The sequence below is a fragment of the Cognatishimia sp. genome, from assembly GCF_964229375.1.
GTDB lineage: Bacteria > Pseudomonadota > Alphaproteobacteria > Rhodobacterales > Rhodobacteraceae > Cognatishimia.
Window position 1 is genome coordinate 1 of sequence record NZ_CAXREH010000122.1, and the last position, 17,117, is coordinate 17,117.

16 protein-coding genes are annotated in these 17,117 nt (G+C 57.9%); 9 read left to right on the plus strand and 7 right to left on the minus strand.

Translation table 11 applies throughout. From position 1 onward, the window contains the following. Position 1: 1 nt before the first annotated feature. From zwf to ilvD, 4 genes are all read left to right on the plus strand, one after another. Positions 2 to 1,429, plus strand: coding sequence for a glucose-6-phosphate dehydrogenase (gene zwf / locus ACEQWH_RS09425; RefSeq protein WP_370230101.1), 1,428 nt, complete (start codon positions 2 to 4; stop codon positions 1,427 to 1,429). Between the two features lie 21 nt (positions 1,430 to 1,450). Further along, positions 1,451 to 3,259 (plus strand): phosphogluconate dehydratase, encoded by a 1,809-nt coding sequence (gene edd, locus ACEQWH_RS09430; protein WP_370230103.1) that lies wholly within the window; start codon positions 1,451 to 1,453, stop codon positions 3,257 to 3,259. Positions 3,260 to 3,262: 3 nt separating this feature from the next. Further along, complete coding sequence (gene eda / locus ACEQWH_RS09435; protein WP_370230104.1) at positions 3,263 to 3,910, plus strand: bifunctional 4-hydroxy-2-oxoglutarate aldolase/2-dehydro-3-deoxy-phosphogluconate aldolase; 648 nt, start codon at positions 3,263 to 3,265, stop codon at positions 3,908 to 3,910. 136 nt (positions 3,911 to 4,046) lie between these two features. Next, positions 4,047 to 5,894, plus strand: a complete 1,848-nt coding sequence (ilvD, locus tag ACEQWH_RS09440) for a dihydroxy-acid dehydratase (protein ID WP_370230106.1) — start codon at positions 4,047 to 4,049, stop codon at positions 5,892 to 5,894. A 72-nt stretch (positions 5,895 to 5,966) separates the two neighbouring features. On the opposite strand, the gene ACEQWH_RS09445 is transcribed toward ilvD, so the two are convergent. Then, positions 5,967 to 6,191, minus strand: a complete 225-nt coding sequence (locus ACEQWH_RS09445) for a DUF1127 domain-containing protein (RefSeq protein ID WP_370230108.1) — start codon at positions 6,189 to 6,191, stop codon at positions 5,967 to 5,969. Between the two features lie 231 nt (positions 6,192 to 6,422). On the opposite strand from ACEQWH_RS09445, the gene rpe reads away from it, so the two are divergent. Beyond that, positions 6,423 to 7,109, plus strand: coding sequence for a ribulose-phosphate 3-epimerase (gene rpe / locus ACEQWH_RS09450; protein ID WP_370230110.1), 687 nt, complete (start codon positions 6,423 to 6,425; stop codon positions 7,107 to 7,109). Positions 7,110 to 7,111: 2 nt separating this feature from the next. On the opposite strand, the gene ACEQWH_RS09455 is transcribed toward rpe, so the two are convergent. Next, positions 7,112 to 7,663: an SH3 domain-containing protein gene (locus ACEQWH_RS09455; RefSeq protein WP_370230112.1), complete on the minus strand. Its 552-nt coding sequence runs from the start codon at positions 7,661 to 7,663 to the stop codon at positions 7,112 to 7,114. An 88-nt stretch (positions 7,664 to 7,751) separates the two neighbouring features. Between ACEQWH_RS09455 and ACEQWH_RS09460 the strand changes: the two genes are divergently transcribed. Continuing rightward, a complete protein-coding gene (locus ACEQWH_RS09460; RefSeq protein ID WP_370230114.1) occupies positions 7,752 to 8,744 on the plus strand; it encodes a 2-hydroxyacid dehydrogenase in 993 nt (330 codons plus the stop codon). Positions 8,745 to 8,747: 3 nt separating this feature from the next. Here the strand turns inward: ACEQWH_RS09460 and panB are convergent, their stop codons facing one another. Together panB and panC are read right to left on the minus strand one after the other, a co-directional pair. Further along, positions 8,748 to 9,557, minus strand: a complete 810-nt coding sequence (gene panB, locus ACEQWH_RS09465) for a 3-methyl-2-oxobutanoate hydroxymethyltransferase (protein WP_370230115.1) — start codon at positions 9,555 to 9,557, stop codon at positions 8,748 to 8,750. Further along, on the minus strand, positions 9,554 to 10,393 hold the full coding sequence (panC, locus tag ACEQWH_RS09470; protein WP_370230116.1) for a pantoate--beta-alanine ligase: 840 nt from the start codon (positions 10,391 to 10,393) through the stop codon (positions 9,554 to 9,556). Before panC ends, panB begins: the two co-directional genes overlap by 4 nt. A gap of 166 nt (positions 10,394 to 10,559) precedes the next feature. On the opposite strand from panC, the gene ACEQWH_RS09475 reads away from it, so the two are divergent. The 3 genes from ACEQWH_RS09475 (at position 10,560) to ACEQWH_RS09485 (ending at position 14,504) form a co-directional block, all read left to right on the plus strand. After that, positions 10,560 to 10,700, plus strand: a complete 141-nt coding sequence (locus ACEQWH_RS09475) for a hypothetical protein (protein ID WP_370230118.1) — start codon at positions 10,560 to 10,562, stop codon at positions 10,698 to 10,700. Between the two features lie 110 nt (positions 10,701 to 10,810). Further along, a complete protein-coding gene (locus tag ACEQWH_RS09480) occupies positions 10,811 to 11,806 on the plus strand; it encodes a hypothetical protein (RefSeq protein ID WP_370230119.1) in 996 nt (331 codons plus the stop codon). A gap of 190 nt (positions 11,807 to 11,996) precedes the next feature. After that, positions 11,997 to 14,504 carry an FAD-dependent oxidoreductase gene (locus ACEQWH_RS09485; RefSeq protein WP_370230120.1) on the plus strand — a complete coding sequence of 836 codons (2,508 nt, stop codon included), beginning with the start codon at positions 11,997 to 11,999 and terminating at the stop codon, positions 14,502 to 14,504. Between the two features lie 42 nt (positions 14,505 to 14,546). Here ACEQWH_RS09485 and ACEQWH_RS09490 read toward each other — a convergent pair whose 3' ends face one another. The 3 genes from ACEQWH_RS09490 to ACEQWH_RS09500 all read right to left on the minus strand — a co-directional run. Continuing rightward, a complete protein-coding gene (locus tag ACEQWH_RS09490) occupies positions 14,547 to 15,194 on the minus strand; it encodes a DUF938 domain-containing protein (RefSeq protein WP_370230122.1) in 648 nt (215 codons plus the stop codon). Continuing rightward, positions 15,191 to 16,261 carry an NAD(P)/FAD-dependent oxidoreductase gene (locus ACEQWH_RS09495; RefSeq protein WP_370230124.1) on the minus strand — a complete coding sequence of 357 codons (1,071 nt, stop codon included), beginning with the start codon at positions 16,259 to 16,261 and terminating at the stop codon, positions 15,191 to 15,193. Before ACEQWH_RS09495 ends, ACEQWH_RS09490 begins: the two co-directional genes overlap by 4 nt. Positions 16,262 to 16,406: 145 nt before the next feature. After that, positions 16,407 to 17,117: LysR substrate-binding domain-containing protein (locus tag ACEQWH_RS09500; RefSeq protein WP_370230127.1), on the minus strand; the 711-nt coding region annotated here is incomplete at its 5' end.

Sequence of the window (17,117 nt, forward strand, 5' to 3'; positions counted from 1 at the left end):
TATTCCAGTAAGCCAATTTGACTTGGTGCTTTTTGGCGCGACAGGCGATTTGGCGCGGCGCAAAATTTGGCCGGGGCTATTTCATCGCTTTGTCGCGGGGCAGTTTGGCGAGGACAGCCGCATCTTGGGCGTGTCGCGGTCGGAGCTTTCCGACGATCAGTTCCGCGACCGTCTGCGCGAGGCGATCAGCGTCTCGTCTGACAACGAGCGGCAGCTGCTAGAAACCTTTTTAGACCTTGTCGCCTATATCTCGATTGATGCGAAAGGCGAGCGAGGTTGGGACGTTCTGGCCTCGAAAGTTCGCGACGGCACCGTGCGGGCGTTTTATCTGTCTGTGGCACCAAACTTCTTTGGTCCGATTGCACGCCGCCTGCGCAACAAGGGGATTGCGACAGATGACAGCCGCATCGTCGTTGAAAAACCATTCGGCCATGATCTGGCCTCGGCCGAGGCTTTGAATGCCGAGCTGCGCGAGTGTTTTGAGGAACACCAGATTTACCGCATCGACCATTATCTGGGCAAGGAAACCGTCCAGAACCTGATGGCGCTGCGGTTTGCGAACTCTTTGTTTGAGCCCCTTTGGAATGCCTCGCATATCGAGCATGTCCAGATCACTGTTGCTGAAAGCCTTTCTGTCGAGGGGCGCGGTGAATATTATGATCAGTCCGGTGCGATGCGCGACATGGTTCAAAACCATTTGATGCAGCTCTTGTGTCTGACTGCGATGGAGCCTCCGTCAAAATTCCAGCCGAACTCTGTGCGCGACGAAAAGGTCAAGGTTATCGAGGCGCTCGAGCCTGTGGACGCCAGCGATATCGCGCGGGGACAGTACCGCGCGTCAAAGGACCACGCGAGCTATCTGGAGCATGCAGGCGACCCGCAAAGTCAGACAGAAAGCTTCATCGCAATGAAGGTGAAGGTGGCGAACTGGCGCTGGGCCAAGACTCCGTTTTATCTGCGCACCGGCAAGTGTTTGCGGGCTCGTACATCCGAGATCGCGGTGTTCTTCCGCAATCCTCCGCATATGATTTTTCCCGGCAATGAAACTCCTATGGGCAACGTGCTGGTCATCAGGCTTCAGCCTGATGAGGGCATGACGTTACACACAACGATCAAGGATCCGGGGCCAGGGGGGATGCGTCTGACCGAGGCTTCGCTGGATATGACCTTTGCCGATAGCCTGGCGCAGGACGAGATCGTGCAGGACGCCTATGAGCGTCTGATCATGGACGTCATCCGCGGCGATCAGACTCTGTTTATGCGCGGTGATGAGGTCGAGGCGGCCTGGGCTTGGGTCGATCCGATCATCAACGGCTGGAAAGATCGCGGCGACAAACCACAACCCTATGACAGCGGCAGCTCGGGCCCCGAGGATGCGCTGTTGCTGATGCACCAAGATGGTCGCCGTTGGCGTCCGATTGGCCAATAATTTTGCAAAGAGGAACATGAGATGTCCCTGAATAGCACACTGAAATCAGTCACAGATCGCATTATCGATCGCAGTGAAAAGACGCGCGGACCTTACCTAGAGCGTATGGCCGCCGCCGCCAGCAAGGGACCAAGCCGCGCGCATTTGTCGTGCAGCGGGCAGGCGCATGCCTATGCCGGTGCTGGCGTTGATCAAGACACGCTGGCCACGCAATCTGCGGGCAATCTGGCGATCGTGACCTCGTATAATGACATGTTGTCAGCCCACCAGCCGTTTGAACGTTATCCAACCTTGATCCGAGATGCCGCGCGCGCCTCTGGCGGGACGGCGCAGGTCGCGGGCGGCGTGCCTGCGATGTGTGATGGTGTCACGCAGGGTGAGGCTGGGATGGAACTCAGCCTGTTCTCGCGCGATGTGATTGCCATGGCGACCGGTGTGGCTCTGTCGCATAACACCTATGATGCGGCTGTCTATCTGGGTGTTTGCGACAAGATCGTGCCCGGTCTGGTGATCGGCGCGCAGGCCTTTGGGCATTTGCCCGCCGTGTTCATTCCCGCGGGTCCAATGACCTCTGGCATCACAAATGACGACAAGGCCAAGGTGCGTCAGGAATTTGCCAAGGGCGAATGTGGCCGTGACAAACTGATGGCCTCTGAAATGGCGGCTTACCATGGTCCGGGCACCTGTACGTTTTATGGCACAGCCAACACCAACCAGATGTTGATGGAGTTCATGGGGCTGCATCTGCCGGGCACCAGCTTTGTCACCCCAAACACCGAGCTGCGCGACGCGCTGACAGCGGAAAGCGCTCAGCGGGCGCTGTCGCTTTCGGCGCTGGGCGACACCTATACGCCGGTCAGCCAGGTTCTGGACGAAAAGGCCTATGTGAATGGCATCGTCGGGCTGATGGCGACTGGCGGCTCGACCAATCTGTTGATCCACCTTCTGGCCATGGCGCGGGCAGGCGGCATTATTCTGGATTGGCAGGACTTTGCAGATCTGTCTGAAACCGTACCTTTGCTGGCGCGCGTCTATCCGAATGGTCTGGCGGATGTGAACCATTTCCACGCGGCTGGCGGACTGGGCTATCTGATCAAAGAGCTGCTGGCAGGCGGGCTTTTGCATCCCGACACCAAAACTATCGCCGGCGAGGGTCTGGAACATTACACGACCGAGCCGTTTTTGGCAGATGAGGCGCTGACATGGCGCAAAGGAACGGACACCTCGCTGAACGAAGCGATCGTGCGTCCGCTGTCGGAGCCGTTTCAGGAAAACGGTGGCCTGTCGCATCTGACGGGCAATCTTGGCACGGGTGTGATGAAGATCTCGGCGGTTGCGCCGGAGCATCGCGTCACCGAGGCTCCTGTGCGTGTGTTCCATGATCAAGACGACGTCAAAGCCGCGTTCAAAGCGGGGGAATTGACCGAAGACGTGATCATTGTCGTGCGGTTCCAAGGCCCAAAGGCCAACGGTATGCCAGAGCTGCACAGCCTGACGCCGATGATGGCGATCATGCAGGGGCGTGGCCAAAAGGTGGCTTTGGTCACTGATGGGCGCATGTCTGGCGCATCCGGAAAAGTCCCAGCAGCAATTCATGTCAGCCCTGAAGCCTTGGATCAGGGTCCGATTGCCTATCTGCAGGACGGCGATATCCTGAAGGTCGACGCCGTTAGCGGAGATCTCGAGATCCTGACCGAAGGTGTGCTTGACCGCGTGCCTGCAACAGCAGATCTATCTTCCAACCAAGCTGGCGTTGGTCGCGAGCTGTTCACCGCCTTCCGCGCGGCCGTCGGGTCTGCCGACACCGGCGCATCAGTATTCGGAGTTTAAACCATGTCCATCACCCCTCAAGACGCAAGCAAACAGGCCCGCGAGATCTGCGAACTGGCGCCGATCGTGCCGGTTCTGGTGGTGCATGACGTGGCACACGCACGCCCTCTGGCCGAGGCTTTGGTGGCCGGTGGTTTGCCAGCCTTGGAAGTTACTCTGCGGACGCCAGCAGCCTTGGATGTCATTGCGGAAATGGCCAAAGTTGAAGGCGGCGTTGTTGGCGCGGGCACATTGCTGACCCCCGAAGATGTCAAAGCCGCCAAAGCTGCGGGTGCAAAATTTGGTGTATCGCCAGGTGCCACGGACAAGCTGCTGGATGCAGCCGAAGCCGAAGGTCTGCCCATTCTGGCAGGCGCAGCCACTGCGACCGAAGCGATGGCCTTGCTGGAACGCGGCTATACGGTTCAGAAATTCTTCCCGGCCGAGGCCAATGGCGGTGCGCCCGCGCTGAAATCCTTGGCCAGCCCATTGCCGCAGATCTCGTTCTGCCCGACAGGGGGCGTCAGCCCGTCAAATGCCCAAAGCTATCTGTCGTTGCCAAATGTCGTTTGCGCTGGCGGCAGCTGGGTGGCTCCGGGGGATCTGGTCAAAGCAGGCGATTGGGCCGGAATCGAGGCGCTAGCCCGCGAGGCAAGCCAGCTGCCACGCTAGGGCTGCGGCGTGGGATCGCCAGTGTTTCAAAATCCGGCTTGATTTTGCAAGATTATGTCCCATTTGGCTTGCAGAACAGTTCGGTTAATGGCACCAGTTTGCCTCAACCGAAATCCAGGACTTTGTGAGTAGCACCATGCCAGATCTACGTTCCAAGACTTCTACCTTTGGTCGCCGTATGGCGGCCGCCCGCGCACTTTGGCGTGCGACCGGTATGCAAGACGGTGATTTTGGAAAGCCTATTGTGGCGGTCGTCAACTCGTTCACCGAATTCGTGCCAGGTCACGTTCACCTGAAGGACATGGGCCAACTGGTTGCGCGCGAGATCGAGAAGGCCGGTGGCGTCGCGAAAGAGATGAACACAATCGCGGTCGATGACGGCATCGCGATGGGCCACGACGGGATGCTGTATTCCCTGCCATCCCGCGAAGTGATCGCGGACTCGGTGGAATATATGGCCAATGCCCATTGTGCCGACGCGCTGGTCTGTATCTCCAACTGCGACAAGATCACTCCGGGTATGTTGATGGCGGCGATGCGCCTGAACATTCCTGCGATCTTTGTGTCTGGCGGCCCGATGGAAGCGGGCAAGGTCATCCTGAGCGATGGTGAAACCAAAGCCGACCTCGTTACTGCGATTGTTGGCGCAACAGATGATCGCCGCACCGAGGACGAAGTTGGCAAGCTGGAACGCTCTGCCTGCCCGACCTGTGGGTCATGCTCGGGTATGTTCACCGCAAACTCGATGAACTGTCTGGCCGAGGCTCTGGGCCTTGCGCTGCCAGGCAACGGTTCTTTGCTGGCGACCCACTCTAAACGCGAAGCGCTGTTTAAGGAGGCGGGCCACAAGATTCTGGAACTGTGCGAACGCTGGTATAAGCACGACGATGAAACCGCGCTGCCACGTGGCATCGCGACCTTTGACGCCTTTGAAAACGCCATGATGCTGGACATCGCGATGGGCGGCTCGACCAACACAGTGCTGCACTTGCTGGCGATCGCGCATGAGGGTGAAGTGGACTTTACCATGGCCGACATGGACCGTCTCAGCCGCGAGATCCCGCACCTGTGTAAAGTCGCGCCGTCGACACCGAAGTACCACATGGAAGACGTGCACCGCGCAGGCGGCATTGCCCGCATCATGGGCGAGCTGGACCGTGCGGGCAAAATCCACCGCCATTGCGCCACGGTGCATGAAAAAGACATGGGCGCGTTCATCGACAAATGGGATGTGCGCCGTCCAACCGCCGGAAACGAGGCGCATGACCTTTACATTGCGGCACCCGGCGGCGTGCGGACAACACAGGCGTTCAGCCAATCGCGCATGTACACCGAGCTGGATCTGGACATCGAAGACGGCTGCGTGCGCGACTTTGACAACGCCTACAGTCAAGAAGGCGGGCTTTGCGTTCTGTTTGGCAACCTCGCAGAACAGGGTTGCATCGTGAAAACCGCTGGTGTGGTCGAAAGCATGTATGAGTTCGAAGGCACGGCCAAAGTCTATGAATCCATGGAAGACTCGATGCACGGAATTTTGCGCGGCGAGGTGCAACCGCATTCCGTTGTGATCGTGCGCTATGAGGGCCCTAAGGGTGGTCCGGGTATGCAAGAGATGCTTTATCCGACCGCTTACCTGAAATCCAAAGGGCTTGATAAGACCTGCGCCTTGTTCACCGACGGTCGTTTCTCTGGTGGCTCAGCAGGTCTGTCGATCGGGCACGCCTCACCTGAGGCTGCGGAAAAAGGTTTGATTGCTTTGGTCGAGGACGGGGACCGTATCACCATCTCGATCCCGAACCGTAAGATCGAGCTGGACGTCAGCGATGAGGAAATCGAACGTCGTCGCGCCGCGCACCCGCAAGCCGACCGCCCGGTCTGGAAGGCAGAAGGTCGTCCACGCGCGGTGTCCAAAGCGCTGAAAGCCTATGCCGCGCATGTGGGCAACGCGTCGCTGGGCGCGATCCGGATCGTCCCCGAGGACTGATCCAAGGCGACAGTTAGACACAAAAAAGGGGCGCTCAGGCGCCCCGTTTTTATGGGTTGGTTCGGTGTAACCTTAGAACCCGATGTGGCCTGCGAAAACGTGGCGCACGATTTCGTCACGGGTCAAGCCGCGGCTTGCCAGCTCTTCGTCGCTCAGGGACTGCAGGAACTGTGCGCGTTTCAACTGGCTGTTGGCCTCTGAGATGCGGACCATCGCGGTGCCAATTGCAACGAATGGGGCTGCGAGAATGCTCAGCAGGGAACCGGAGGCGCGTGGGGTAATGTCGATGTTTGCCATAGGACAAACTCCTTTAGCTATCATGTCTCTCCCTGCTGCCAGAGATAGCTCTGCACCCCTCTGGTGACCACAGACATTGCCGCATAGCCCGTTTGCGCGCACCGCATGGCTGTGCGCCGTCGGCGGCGTACAGAGCGCGAGAGGTTCTTTTTGCGCGCAGCGATTGCCATTTTCCGGCGTGGCGCGCATTTTCCGCGCAGCTACGAATCAAATTGTGCCAAGGAGCCCACAATGAGCTTTGATCGTTCCATCAAGATTGCCCCCAGTATTCTCGCAGCAGATTTCGCCAATTTCGGGGCCGAGATCGAAGCCGTCGAGGCGCAGGGTGCAGACTGGATTCACGTGGATGTCATGGACGGGCACTTTGTGCCGAACCTGACATTTGGCCCCGCGACCTGTGCAGCCATCCGCAAACACATCAACACTGTGATGGATGTGCATCTGATGATCTCGCCTGTGGATCCGTATATTCAGGCCTTTGCCGATGCGGGCGCTGACGTTCTGACCGCGCATCTAGAGGCAGGCCCGCATATTCACCGCACTTTGCAAGCGATCCGCGGGGCAGGGTGCAAGGCGGGTCTGGCCCTGAATCCGGGAACTGGTGTTGAGGATGTGGAATACCTGCTGGATATGGTCGACCTGATTTGCGTCATGACAGTGAACCCGGGCTTTGGCGGGCAAAAGTTCATTCACAGCCAGATCGACAAGGTGAAAAAGCTGCGCGCGATGATTGGGGATCGGCCTATTCACATTGAAATCGATGGCGGCATAACGCCAGAAACCGCACCACTGATGGCGGCTGCAGGGGCTGATGTCTTGGTGGCAGGCTCTGCTGTGTTCAAAGGTGGCTCGGTTCAGAACCCTGCGCCTTACGGCGAGAATATCCGCGCGATCAAAGCTGCGATCGACAACGCGTAAGGTCAGTCGCGGATCTCGTCCGCGCCGACCCCCCAAATGTTGGTTTTCTGCACCCAGCCTTTGTAACCACCTGTAGAAATGCGGCACCAATCCTGTCCGCATTTCTGCAAATGCGCCACAACACCCAGTTCGAGCTGTGCAACCATTGGCGTGTCCGGTTCTGCGCGCATGTTCAGGGGCAGCATATCTGCAGTCACGATCACCGTCCTGCTGCCGGACAAAAGCGAATAGTGAACCCAGCCACCTGCGCCATCAATATCCTGAACTCGGCGCCAGTGGCCGTGTTCTGCCGTGACCACCAAAGGCATGTCGCGACGCTTGAAAATCCAGTCAATTCTGTGGGTTAGGGATGGGCCACGCCGCACGTTGGCCTTTGTGGCCTTGAGCGAGACATAGCGCGGCAGCGGCAGGTTCGTCACAGGCCCGCGACGCAGGCCTTCGCCCTCGGCAAAGCTGGGCGCAGCAGACAAGCCAATGGCCAAAGCCACAGCGCAAAACATCGATACCAGGTGCCGCCCGTAGGATCTCATCGCGGAATTATTCCGTCTGCTCATAAAATTTCGCGAGGGTTCTTGTGCCTCGTCTCTCTGTCAGGCACTGTGCCATCAACGCTCTGATATTGAAAGAATTGGGAAGACCCGCATGTCAAAGCCGCCACTGAGTGTTGTCGTAACGCGACGGTTGCCCGAAGAGGTAGAATCGCGGATGGCGGAACTTTTCGACGTGACCTTGCGCGTCGATGACAGCCCAATGTCCCGCGAAGAGCTGCAGGCGGCCATGCAATCTGCGAATGTTCTGGTCACCACCTTGACCGACCGGATCGACGCACAATTGATCGCGGCTGCCGGACCTCAGTTGAAACTGATTGCGAACTACGGCGCCGGATTTGACCATATCGAGGTCGAAGAAGCCCATGAGCGCGGCATCATGGTGTCCAACACGCCCGGCGTCGTAACTGAAGACACTGCCGATATGACCATGGCGCTGATCCTTGCCGTACGCCGCCGTATTCCCGAAGGGCTGGCGGTGATGCAGTCCAGCCCCGAAAACTGGGAAGGCTGGTCGCCGAACGCTTTGCTGGGCGGGCGTATCGCTGGGCGCAAGCTGGGTATTCTGGGCATGGGGCGGATCGGACAAGCCCTTGCGCGGCGGGCGCGCGCCTTTGGGATGGACGTGCACTACCACAACCGGCGCCGGCTGCATCAGGCGACCGAAGAGCAGCTTGGCGCGACCTATTGGGAAAGTCTGGATCAGATGGTGGCGCGCATGGATGTGCTGTCGATCAACTGTCCGCATACTCCGGCCACGTTCCACTTGATGAACGCGCGGCGCCTGAAACTGATGAAAGAGGACGCGGTGATCGTGAACACCTCTCGCGGTGAGGTGATTGACCAAGGGGCCTTGGCCCATGCGCTAAAGTCCGGCGCCATCGCGGGCGCGGGCCTTGATGTCTATGAAGGTGGTGCGTCTGATTTCAAAGAGCTGCGCACGCTGTCTAATGCAGTTTTGTTGCCGCATATGGGCTCGGCAACGCATGAGGCGCGGATCGAGATGGGGCAGAAGGTCATGTTGAATATCATGACCCTCGACCACGGAAACCGCCCGCCGGATCTGGTGATCCCGTCGATGCTGTAGCGCCTATTTGTAGGTCTGCTCCTCGCCCGGGAAGGCGCGCGACTTAACCTCTTCGGCATAGGTTTTCACCGAGTTCTCGATCGCCGGACCAAGGTCGCCATAGACTTTGACGAATTTGGGCGTCCATGCGTTCAAGCCAAGCATATCTTCCAGCACGAGGATCTGTCCGTCGCATTCCGCCGATGCACCGATCCCGATGGTCGGGATGCTGATCTGTTTTGTGATCTTGGCCGCCAGCGGTTCAACCATGCCTTCCAGCACCACCGCGAATGCGCCTGCTTCGGTTACGGCACGCGCGTCTTCTTCGATTGCGGCCCAGCCATCTTCGTCGCGGCCCTGGGTTTTGAAACCGCCCATGACGTTGCTGGATTGGGGCGTCAGACCGATATGCGCCATCACCGGAATCCCACGTTCGACCAGGAAATGTATGGTCTCGGCCATGCGTTTGCCGCCTTCGATCTTAACCGCGCCGCATTGGGTTTCTTTCATCACTTTGGCTGCGTTGCGAAAGGCCACGCCGGGGCTTTCTTCATAGCTGCCAAAGGGCATATCCACGACGACCAGCGCCTTTTGAGTGCCGCGCACAACAGCTTTGCCGTGCATGATCATCAGATCCAACGACACGCCGACGGTGCTTTCCATGCCGTGCATCACCATGCCAAGGCTGTCGCCGACCAGAATAAAATCAGCGTATTTGTCCACGATCGCAGCGGTATGCGCGTGGTAGGACGTTAGTGAAACGATTGGCTCTCCGCCTTTACGGGCCGAGATTTGCGGCACAGTTGTCCGGCGAATTATGGTCTGTTTGCTCATGGCGTTATCACCCTTTGATCTAGCAAGAGGACGCCGCCGAAGTCAGCCGACAGCATGATGGCGACAGGGCCGTCATAGCCCGGTGTGATGTCGTGAAGCGTGTCTGCTTGCACAACGTCTAGCCCATGTAATTTTGCACGGGGTTCTGAGGAGATCACGTTGGAAATGATGTCCCGCAGTTGCTTTGGATCCGTTGTTTGCGCGGCCTGTGCTGCGTCCAGCGATCGGTTCAGCACCAAAGAGGCCGCGCGATCCTCTGCAGTCAGCCGCACGTTGCGCGACGACATGGCCAGACCGTCTGCCTCGCGCACAATCGGCACGCCGACGATCTCGATTGGAAAGCCAAGGTCGCGGGTCATGCGTTTGATGACCTGAAGTTGCTGGTAGTCTTTTTCGCCAAAGACCGCGATATCGGGCTGGGTGAAGTTAAACAGCCGCGCCACAACAGTGGTCACGCCGCGAAAATGACCCGGGCGCACCTTACCGTGCAGCATATTCGCCATGCGCGTTGTCTCGACGATGGTTTCATCACCGTCAGGATAGACATCCGACACATCCGGGATCAGGACAACATCAACACCGGCTGCTGCCAACATCTTTAGATCGTGGTCTTCGTCGCGGGGATAGGCATCCAGATCAGAGGCCTCACCAAATTGTGTTGGGTTCACAAAAATCGTGGTGACAACCCGATCCGTGCGTTTGCGCGCCTCGGTCACCAGAGCCATGTGGCCATCGTGCAGGAACCCCATCGTCGGAACAAGACCAATGGTTTCAGAGGCTTGCCTGAAGTTCGAGAGCACATGCCTGCACTCTTCAACGGTTCTGCAGACCTGCATAGGGCTCCTCCTGCTCTGCGATTCCTGCGGGTGTATCAAAACATGCCGCAGTGCGGCAAGGGCTCTGCGGGTGACGTTGCGTGGCGTTGCCACAGTCTCGCCTTATTTGCGTGGTATCCTGCGAGATAGTGGGGGCCGAGCAGGCCATGTTTTTCGGAGACATATTATGAAGCGCTTGCTTCCGTTCATTATCATTTGCGTTTCAGTCGTCGTTTTCGCGGCCGTTGGCCCGATGGTTGGCGAACCTCATGAACAGGTCGGCATGCTCTATGGCGCAAGCCCCGTTGCAGTTGAAACGCTGAATTAAACTCTGCAACCATCGGTTGCGGCAGCCCATAAACTGCCCCGCCGCCATCTCAATTCCGCCCTTTTTTGCCATTAACCGTTTCTAAGAGCAGTGAAACGGGAGAGCCGCCAATGTTGCGACTCATACTTGCAGGACTAGGAACCTTTGCCGCATTGGGCGGCGCAGCGATTGTTGTGCTGAACCTTATGGCGCCATCTGAACCGGTCGAGGTCGCCTCGCTGGATCCATCGGCTGGCCTGATTGAAACAGAAGAACGATCCGCAGTTTCCAAAATCATCGGTGTTTTGCCCTTTATCGACAATGAGCCTCCGATCACGCGCGGCCGCGCGCTGGCGGATCGCGATGCCCTGCGTCGCCAAGAGCTGACGTCTTTCATGCCCGAAGCCCCCGAAGGGTGGGAGCGCATCGAATGGGATGCCTTTTTTGCGGGTATTTTCGGCGATCCGGACAATCTGGAGAACGTTGAAAAAGAGACCGTCGTATACCTGAACGGCGGCAAGTCGATTTATCTGAGGATCGAGAATGCATCGCCCACCGGACCTATGGTGGCTGACCTGCTGCAGATGCAGAGATATGTGGAAAAAGGTGGTGACCTGAGCGACTTAGAAGCTTACCGCGCCACAGTTGGCCACACGATCGAGACCGTGCGTAGCACCTCTGATGGCTGGTCTGTTGGGTCAAAAATGAAGTTTGGCTATTTCAACATTGTGCAGGGTGTGTCCTTTATCATTGGCAAAGATGCCAGCAAGCCGACCGACTTTCCGGATATGCGGTTTTATCACGGCGCGCTTGGCGGTGGCGTCGTCATCAAGCTGCGCTCCGAGGCGCCAACTGCGGACATTATGGCCATCCTTGAGGGCATTGATTTTGACTCGCTCAATCAAATGCAAGAGGTACCAAACCCTCTGGTCGGAGAAGGCTTGCCGGAATTTGTGCTCGAGACGCCTGAGCAATGGCTTCACAACCGCGGGTTCAAGCTGCGTAAAGTCGAGCGTGTGATCCCTGTTAAAGAAGTCCCTGAAGAAGAGGACATCGCCAGCGCCGAAGACGCAAAAGACGGCGACGTGATCGCAAAGGGCGATGATAAGAAGAAAAAGGACAAATAGCGCCACGCGACGACAGCAGAATTGACCTGAAAACACTGTATCGGCGCGGCTTTCCCCCAAAGTCCGCGCCATTTTTTTGCCCTCGCGACACTGAAAGTCGGTTTTGGACGACAAGGGGTCGGATGGATTTGACGTTTTAGGACCATTTCGGCTGAAATACTTCGCAAGTGTTTCAAAGGAGTCGCCCGAGATGAAAACCCAAGTTAAAGCGCTTGTTGTTGGCGGTGGTGCCGTCGGCACGTCGATTGCCTATCATCTGGCCAAAGCGGGCTGGGACGATGTCATGCTGATCGAGCGCGACGAGCTGACCTCGGGATCGACCTGGCACGCGGCTGGTCTTTTGCCGTTGTTCAACATGTCTTATGCGACCACGCATATTCACAAATATTCGGTCGATTTCTACAAAACGCTTGAGGAAGAAACCGGCCTCAATGCGGGGTTTGCCGTCGTTGGCAACCTGCGCATGGCGCAGACGCAGGACCGGATGGACGAGTATATGCTCTATGCCTCCACGGCTGAAACCTGCGACGTGGCCTATGAATGGCTGACGCCGGATCAGATCAAAGAACGCTGGCCGCTGATCGAAACCGGCGATCTGAAGGGCGCGATTTATCACACCGAAGACGGGTATATTAACCCGGCCGACGTCACTCAGGCGATGGCCAAAGGCGCGCGTCAACGCGGGGTCGAGATTGTGCGCAAGCTGCAGGCTGATGCGTTCCACTGGACCGGCACGCATTGGGAAGTCACCTGCACCAAGATGGTTGAGAAGGGCGGCAACCTTGTTGAGTCAGACGAGCAAGTGGTGATCACCGCCGAGCACGTCGTGACCGCCTCTGGCAACCACGCACAGCGCACTGCAAAGATGCTGGGCATCAAAATGCCTGCGATCCCGGTGGAGCACACTTTCATCGTTATGGACAAAGACCCAGAGCTGGTGAAATGGCGCGAGGCGGGCAACCCAGAGCATCCGGTTGTGCGCGATGCCGACAATGAAAGCTATGCCCGCGAAGAGCGCGGCGGCTGGATTCTTGGTATCTATGAACACGGCGCCCCGGCACGGTTTGAACATGGCGTGCCAGACAGCTTCCGCGCCGATCTGTTCCCGCTGGATATCGACCGGATTGCAGATCAGTACATGGCGATGGCGGAACGCGTGCCATCCTGTGCCGACAGCGGTCTGAAAGACGATTTCAACGGCCCGATCTGCTATACACCGGACGGCAACCCTCTGGTGGGTCCGGCGCCTGGGCTGCGCAACATGTGGCTGGCCGAGGGCTTCTCGTTTGGTATCACAGCAGCAGGCGGCACCGGATATTACCTCGCGCAAATGATGGTGGATGGCGAAGCCGAGATCGACATGGCGTCGCTTGACCCGAAACGCTATTCCAGCAACTGGATGACCACGGAATTTGCGGCGCGCAAGAACGAAGAGTGCTATGAGCACGTCTATATCCTGCACCACCCCGATGAAGAACGCGAGGCCTGCCGTCCGCTGCGTACGGCCCCGGCCTACGACCGTCAAAAGGCGCGTGGCGCGCAATTTGGCTGGGTCAACGGCTGGGAGCGCCCGAACTATTTCGGCCCATTGGATGCGCCAGATAATTTCGACAAAGAAAGCCGTTCGTTCCGTCGCGGCGGTTGGTGGCAACACGCGGTGGATGAGGCGAAAGCCATCCGCGAAGGTGTCGGCCTGATTGACGCGACCGCCTTTACCAAACACGTCGTAAAGGGCCCCGGCGCGACGCAATTCCTGGATTGGTTCACCTGCAACAAACTGCCAAAAGTGGGTCGCATCAACCTGACCTATGCGCTGACGTCGGCGGGCACGACGCGTACGGAATACACCATCGTTAGGAATGGCGAGAACAACTACTACCTCGTGTCTGCAGGTGCCTGGACGGAATATGACGCGGACTTCCTGCGCAAAGCGGCCGAAGATAAAATGGAAGAGTTCGGCTATATCGAGATCCAGGACGTGACCACGCAATGGGGCGTCTTTGCGATTGCCGGGCCAAAGTCCCGCGACGTGTTGAAAGAGGTGATCGTTGATGCCGATCCGGCCACAGCGCTGTCCAACAAACGCTTCCCTTGGTTGTCGGCACGTCAGATCGAGCTGGGCATGTGCCCGGTCAATGCGATCCGCGTGGCCTATACTGGCGAGCTTGGCTGGGAGCTGCATCACCCGATTGAAATGCAGAACTATCTCTTCGATCTGCTTGAAAAAGCCGGTGAAAAACATGGCATGAAGCTGGTCGGTGCGCGCGCACAGAACTGGCTGCGTCAGGAGAAAAGCTATCGCGCCTTTGGCACGGAACTGGGCCGCGATGCGACACCCGCCGAGGCGGACCTGCCGCGCTTTATCGATCTGGATAAAGACTTCCACGGTAAGGACAAGATGGTTGAAACCGGCGTGCGCGTGAAATGTTGTACGCTGCTGATTGACGGACCCGAGGATGCGGATCCTTGGGGTCGCGAGGCGCTTTATACGCCCGAAGGTCAGCGTGTCGGTCGTTTGACCTCTGGCGGCTATTCTGTGGCGTTCGAGAAAAGCATCGGTATGGGCTATGTGACACCTGATTTGGCGGTCGAAGGCACCAAGCTGCAGGTGAAAATTCAGGACAAGCTGTGGGACGCGGTTGTCACGTGCGACAGCCCTTATGATCCTAAAAACGAAACCATCCGCAAGGACGGCTAAGAAAACGGGGCTTCGGCCCCGTTTTTCATTTGGGCCTGTTGGTTACGGCTTCAGAAACGTAAACGCCAAATTGTTGGCGGGCATGTCGGTGACGCGATCCACCGTCAGGCCCACGGCTGCTGCAATCTTTTGCACCCATTCATCGTCCTTATAACCGATGTCGGGATCTTGCGCCTGAAGCGATGTGTGAAAGCTGTGGTCACCCTCTGATGTCAGAACGCCGCCGCGCATAAAGGGGCCATAGACCATGAATTTGCCCCCAGAACGCAGCGCAAGGGCGGCTTCCGTCAGGATTGTCTGTGCTTCTTGGTCGGAAATCAGGTGCAAAAGATTTGACAGCAAAATCAGATCATAAGCGGGCTCTGTGGCCCAGCCCGATGCCGTCGCATCCAGCTCGATTGCACGCGATACATTCGTCAGGCCCGATTGCGCAATATAGGCGTTCACGCTGGCAATTCGGTCTTCGTCAATCTCGCTCGGGTGCCAGTGAACCTGAGGGTGGGCCGCGGCATGGGCCACGATGTGCTGTCCGGTCCCGCTGGCGATTTCCAAGGCGTCGCCAGTGCCTGGCGCAATCTCTGCGAGTTCTTTGGCGATGGGGGCAAGATTGCGATCAGCCGATGGCGCAAACAGCATCGCACCCTCGGCCTCTTGGGCAAAACTTGCGCCTTCGGGTGTTTTACGTTTCATGGCTTGAACCTCATGGGGGAAACCGCAGGGGTGATTTCGTCCAGATCAGACGCACGTCCAGCCACAAGATCAGCGGCATATTGAGAGTAGGCGGGGGCGCTTTGAATGCCAGAGCCACCTTGCCCCGCCATCCAGAAGAATTGAGCGTCTTGGTGTGAGGGGCCAATCACCAGATTTTTGTCCGGTGCAAAGCTGCGCAATCCGGCCCAAGTGCTTTCTACGCGCGTGACCTCTTGGGTGACAAAAGGCTGATACCGCGCGATGCCTTCGGCAAGGACCATGTCGTCGGCCCAAGCATCGTGCGGGCTTTGCGGATCCTCGTCGGCAGGAGACACCAGAAGCTTGCCCGCATCGGGTTTCGCATACCATTTTTCGTACACATCCATCAGCATCGGCCAGCCTGATACGTCGTGCCCCCCGGGCGCTGGAATACGCGCCATCGAGCGGCGCTTTGGCGTAATTCCGATGGGGGAAATCCCAGCCATCCGCGCAATCTCGTCAGCCCATGCGCCTGCTGCGTTCACCAACGTGCGGGCTTGAAATTCACCGGTCTTTGTCGTGACGTGCCACCCCGATCCGGTCCGCTCGATTGCTGTGACAGGGTGATCTGTCAGAATCTCGGCGCCGTCGGCGCGGGCAAGTTTGGCAAAGATCTGCAACATGCGATCTGTATCAATATCCATCGCCTCAGAGGACAATCCCGCAAAGCCGACGTGATCCGGATTAAGGATAGGCACAATCGACTGCGCCTCGCTTAAGGTGAGCTCTGTACAGCCAAAGGTCGCGCTGGCGGCGCGAAACCCATCCTGATCCTCTTTCGGCGCAAGCACCATGAACCCACGTGGCGAAAGCAGCTTGTGGTCGTCAAAAAACGCGCGCCCTGCAAGGTTCAGAACGACGGTGGCGGGCTCGCCATATTGCGCCTCATAAAGTGCTGCGGATCGGCCAGAAGCGTGATAGCCAAGCGCGGGCTCCATTTCCAGAAGGGTGGTTTTGCCAAGCGGGGCAAAGCGCGCTGCGGTGGATGTGCCGGCCATGCCACCGCCGATGATAAGGAAGTCAATCACAATGCGCCCTCTGCCTGATCTGTTCCAGGGGGCTGGTGCACTGAGTGCGACTGGAGGGTGGCATCAAACAAGGCCCGTGTGGCGGTGCCAGAAAAAGTGGGAATTGACATGGGTGTGGTATCCGAAAGCTATTGCCCGGATGCTGCTAAATCGCGGCCTGAGCCGCAAGCCATTTCGCAACTTTTATTGTCTCTTCCGAGGCTCTTTCCTTTGGGTAGAGAATGAAGAAACCGTGATCTGTGGCGCGGGTATCCTGCCACACAGCCTGTAGGTTTCCTGCATCAAGTGCATCCTGAGCCAGCAGACGTGGGGCCAGGGCGATCCCTTGACCCGAGGCCGCAGCATCCAAGGCGAGCGCCGTTTGGTTGACGTTCAAAGTGGCTTTCAGAGGGGGCAGGTCAAAGTCTTTGCAAAGGGTGTCCCAATGGCCGTGGCTGTCTTGTATCAGACGGTGCGCGAGGATGTCTGCAAGCTCCAGATTTTTCGCATCGGTCTGTGGAGAGGCCACTGCCACATAGCTGATAGGGGATAAAAGTATGGCCTCAAGTGCTGCGTCCTGTGGCGGAGGGCCTTGCCGGATTGCAAGATTGGCATCCCCTCGCATCAAATCCGTGCGCTGTTCCGAGGCGTGAATTTTCAGGTCAATTTCCGTATGTGTTTCAATCAGTTGAGGCAGCTTTGGCATAAGCCACTTCGAGGCAATCGACGGCGTGATAGATAGGGTGACCGTGGTGAGTTCGGTAAATTGGCGGGTCGCGTCAGTTATGATCTGAAGGGCCCGAAAGATCTCTGCGTGATAGCTGCGGCCCGCGTCCGTCAGGGCGAGGCCGCGTGCACGTCTGTGAAACAAGGGCTT

Excerpts from the sequence above, each read along its gene's own strand:
- ACEQWH_RS09475 (WP_370230118.1), top strand. The coding sequence starts at position 10,560 with ATGAAGCGCTTGCTTCCGTTCATTATCATTTGCGTTTCAGTCGTCGTT.
- ilvD (WP_370230106.1), top strand. The coding sequence starts at position 4,047 with ATGCCAGATCTACGTTCCAAGACTTCTACCTTTGGTCGCCGTATGGCG.
- eda (WP_370230104.1), top strand. The coding sequence starts at position 3,263 with ATGTCCATCACCCCTCAAGACGCAAGCAAACAGGCCCGCGAGATCTGC.
- ACEQWH_RS09490 (WP_370230122.1), bottom strand. The coding sequence starts at position 15,194 with ATGAAACGTAAAACACCCGAAGGCGCAAGTTTTGCCCAAGAGGCCGAG.
- rpe (WP_370230110.1), top strand. The coding sequence starts at position 6,423 with ATGAGCTTTGATCGTTCCATCAAGATTGCCCCCAGTATTCTCGCAGCA.
- ACEQWH_RS09485 (WP_370230120.1), top strand. The coding sequence starts at position 11,997 with ATGAAAACCCAAGTTAAAGCGCTTGTTGTTGGCGGTGGTGCCGTCGGC.
- ACEQWH_RS09455 (WP_370230112.1), bottom strand. The coding sequence starts at position 7,663 with ATGAGCAGACGGAATAATTCCGCGATGAGATCCTACGGGCGGCACCTG.
- ACEQWH_RS09480 (WP_370230119.1), top strand. The coding sequence starts at position 10,811 with ATGTTGCGACTCATACTTGCAGGACTAGGAACCTTTGCCGCATTGGGC.
- edd (WP_370230103.1), top strand. The coding sequence starts at position 1,451 with ATGTCCCTGAATAGCACACTGAAATCAGTCACAGATCGCATTATCGAT.
- panC (WP_370230116.1), bottom strand. The coding sequence starts at position 10,393 with ATGCAGGTCTGCAGAACCGTTGAAGAGTGCAGGCATGTGCTCTCGAAC.
- ACEQWH_RS09445 (WP_370230108.1), bottom strand. The coding sequence starts at position 6,191 with ATGGCAAACATCGACATTACCCCACGCGCCTCCGGTTCCCTGCTGAGC.
- panB (WP_370230115.1), bottom strand. The coding sequence starts at position 9,557 with ATGAGCAAACAGACCATAATTCGCCGGACAACTGTGCCGCAAATCTCG.
- ACEQWH_RS09460 (WP_370230114.1), top strand. The coding sequence starts at position 7,752 with ATGTCAAAGCCGCCACTGAGTGTTGTCGTAACGCGACGGTTGCCCGAA.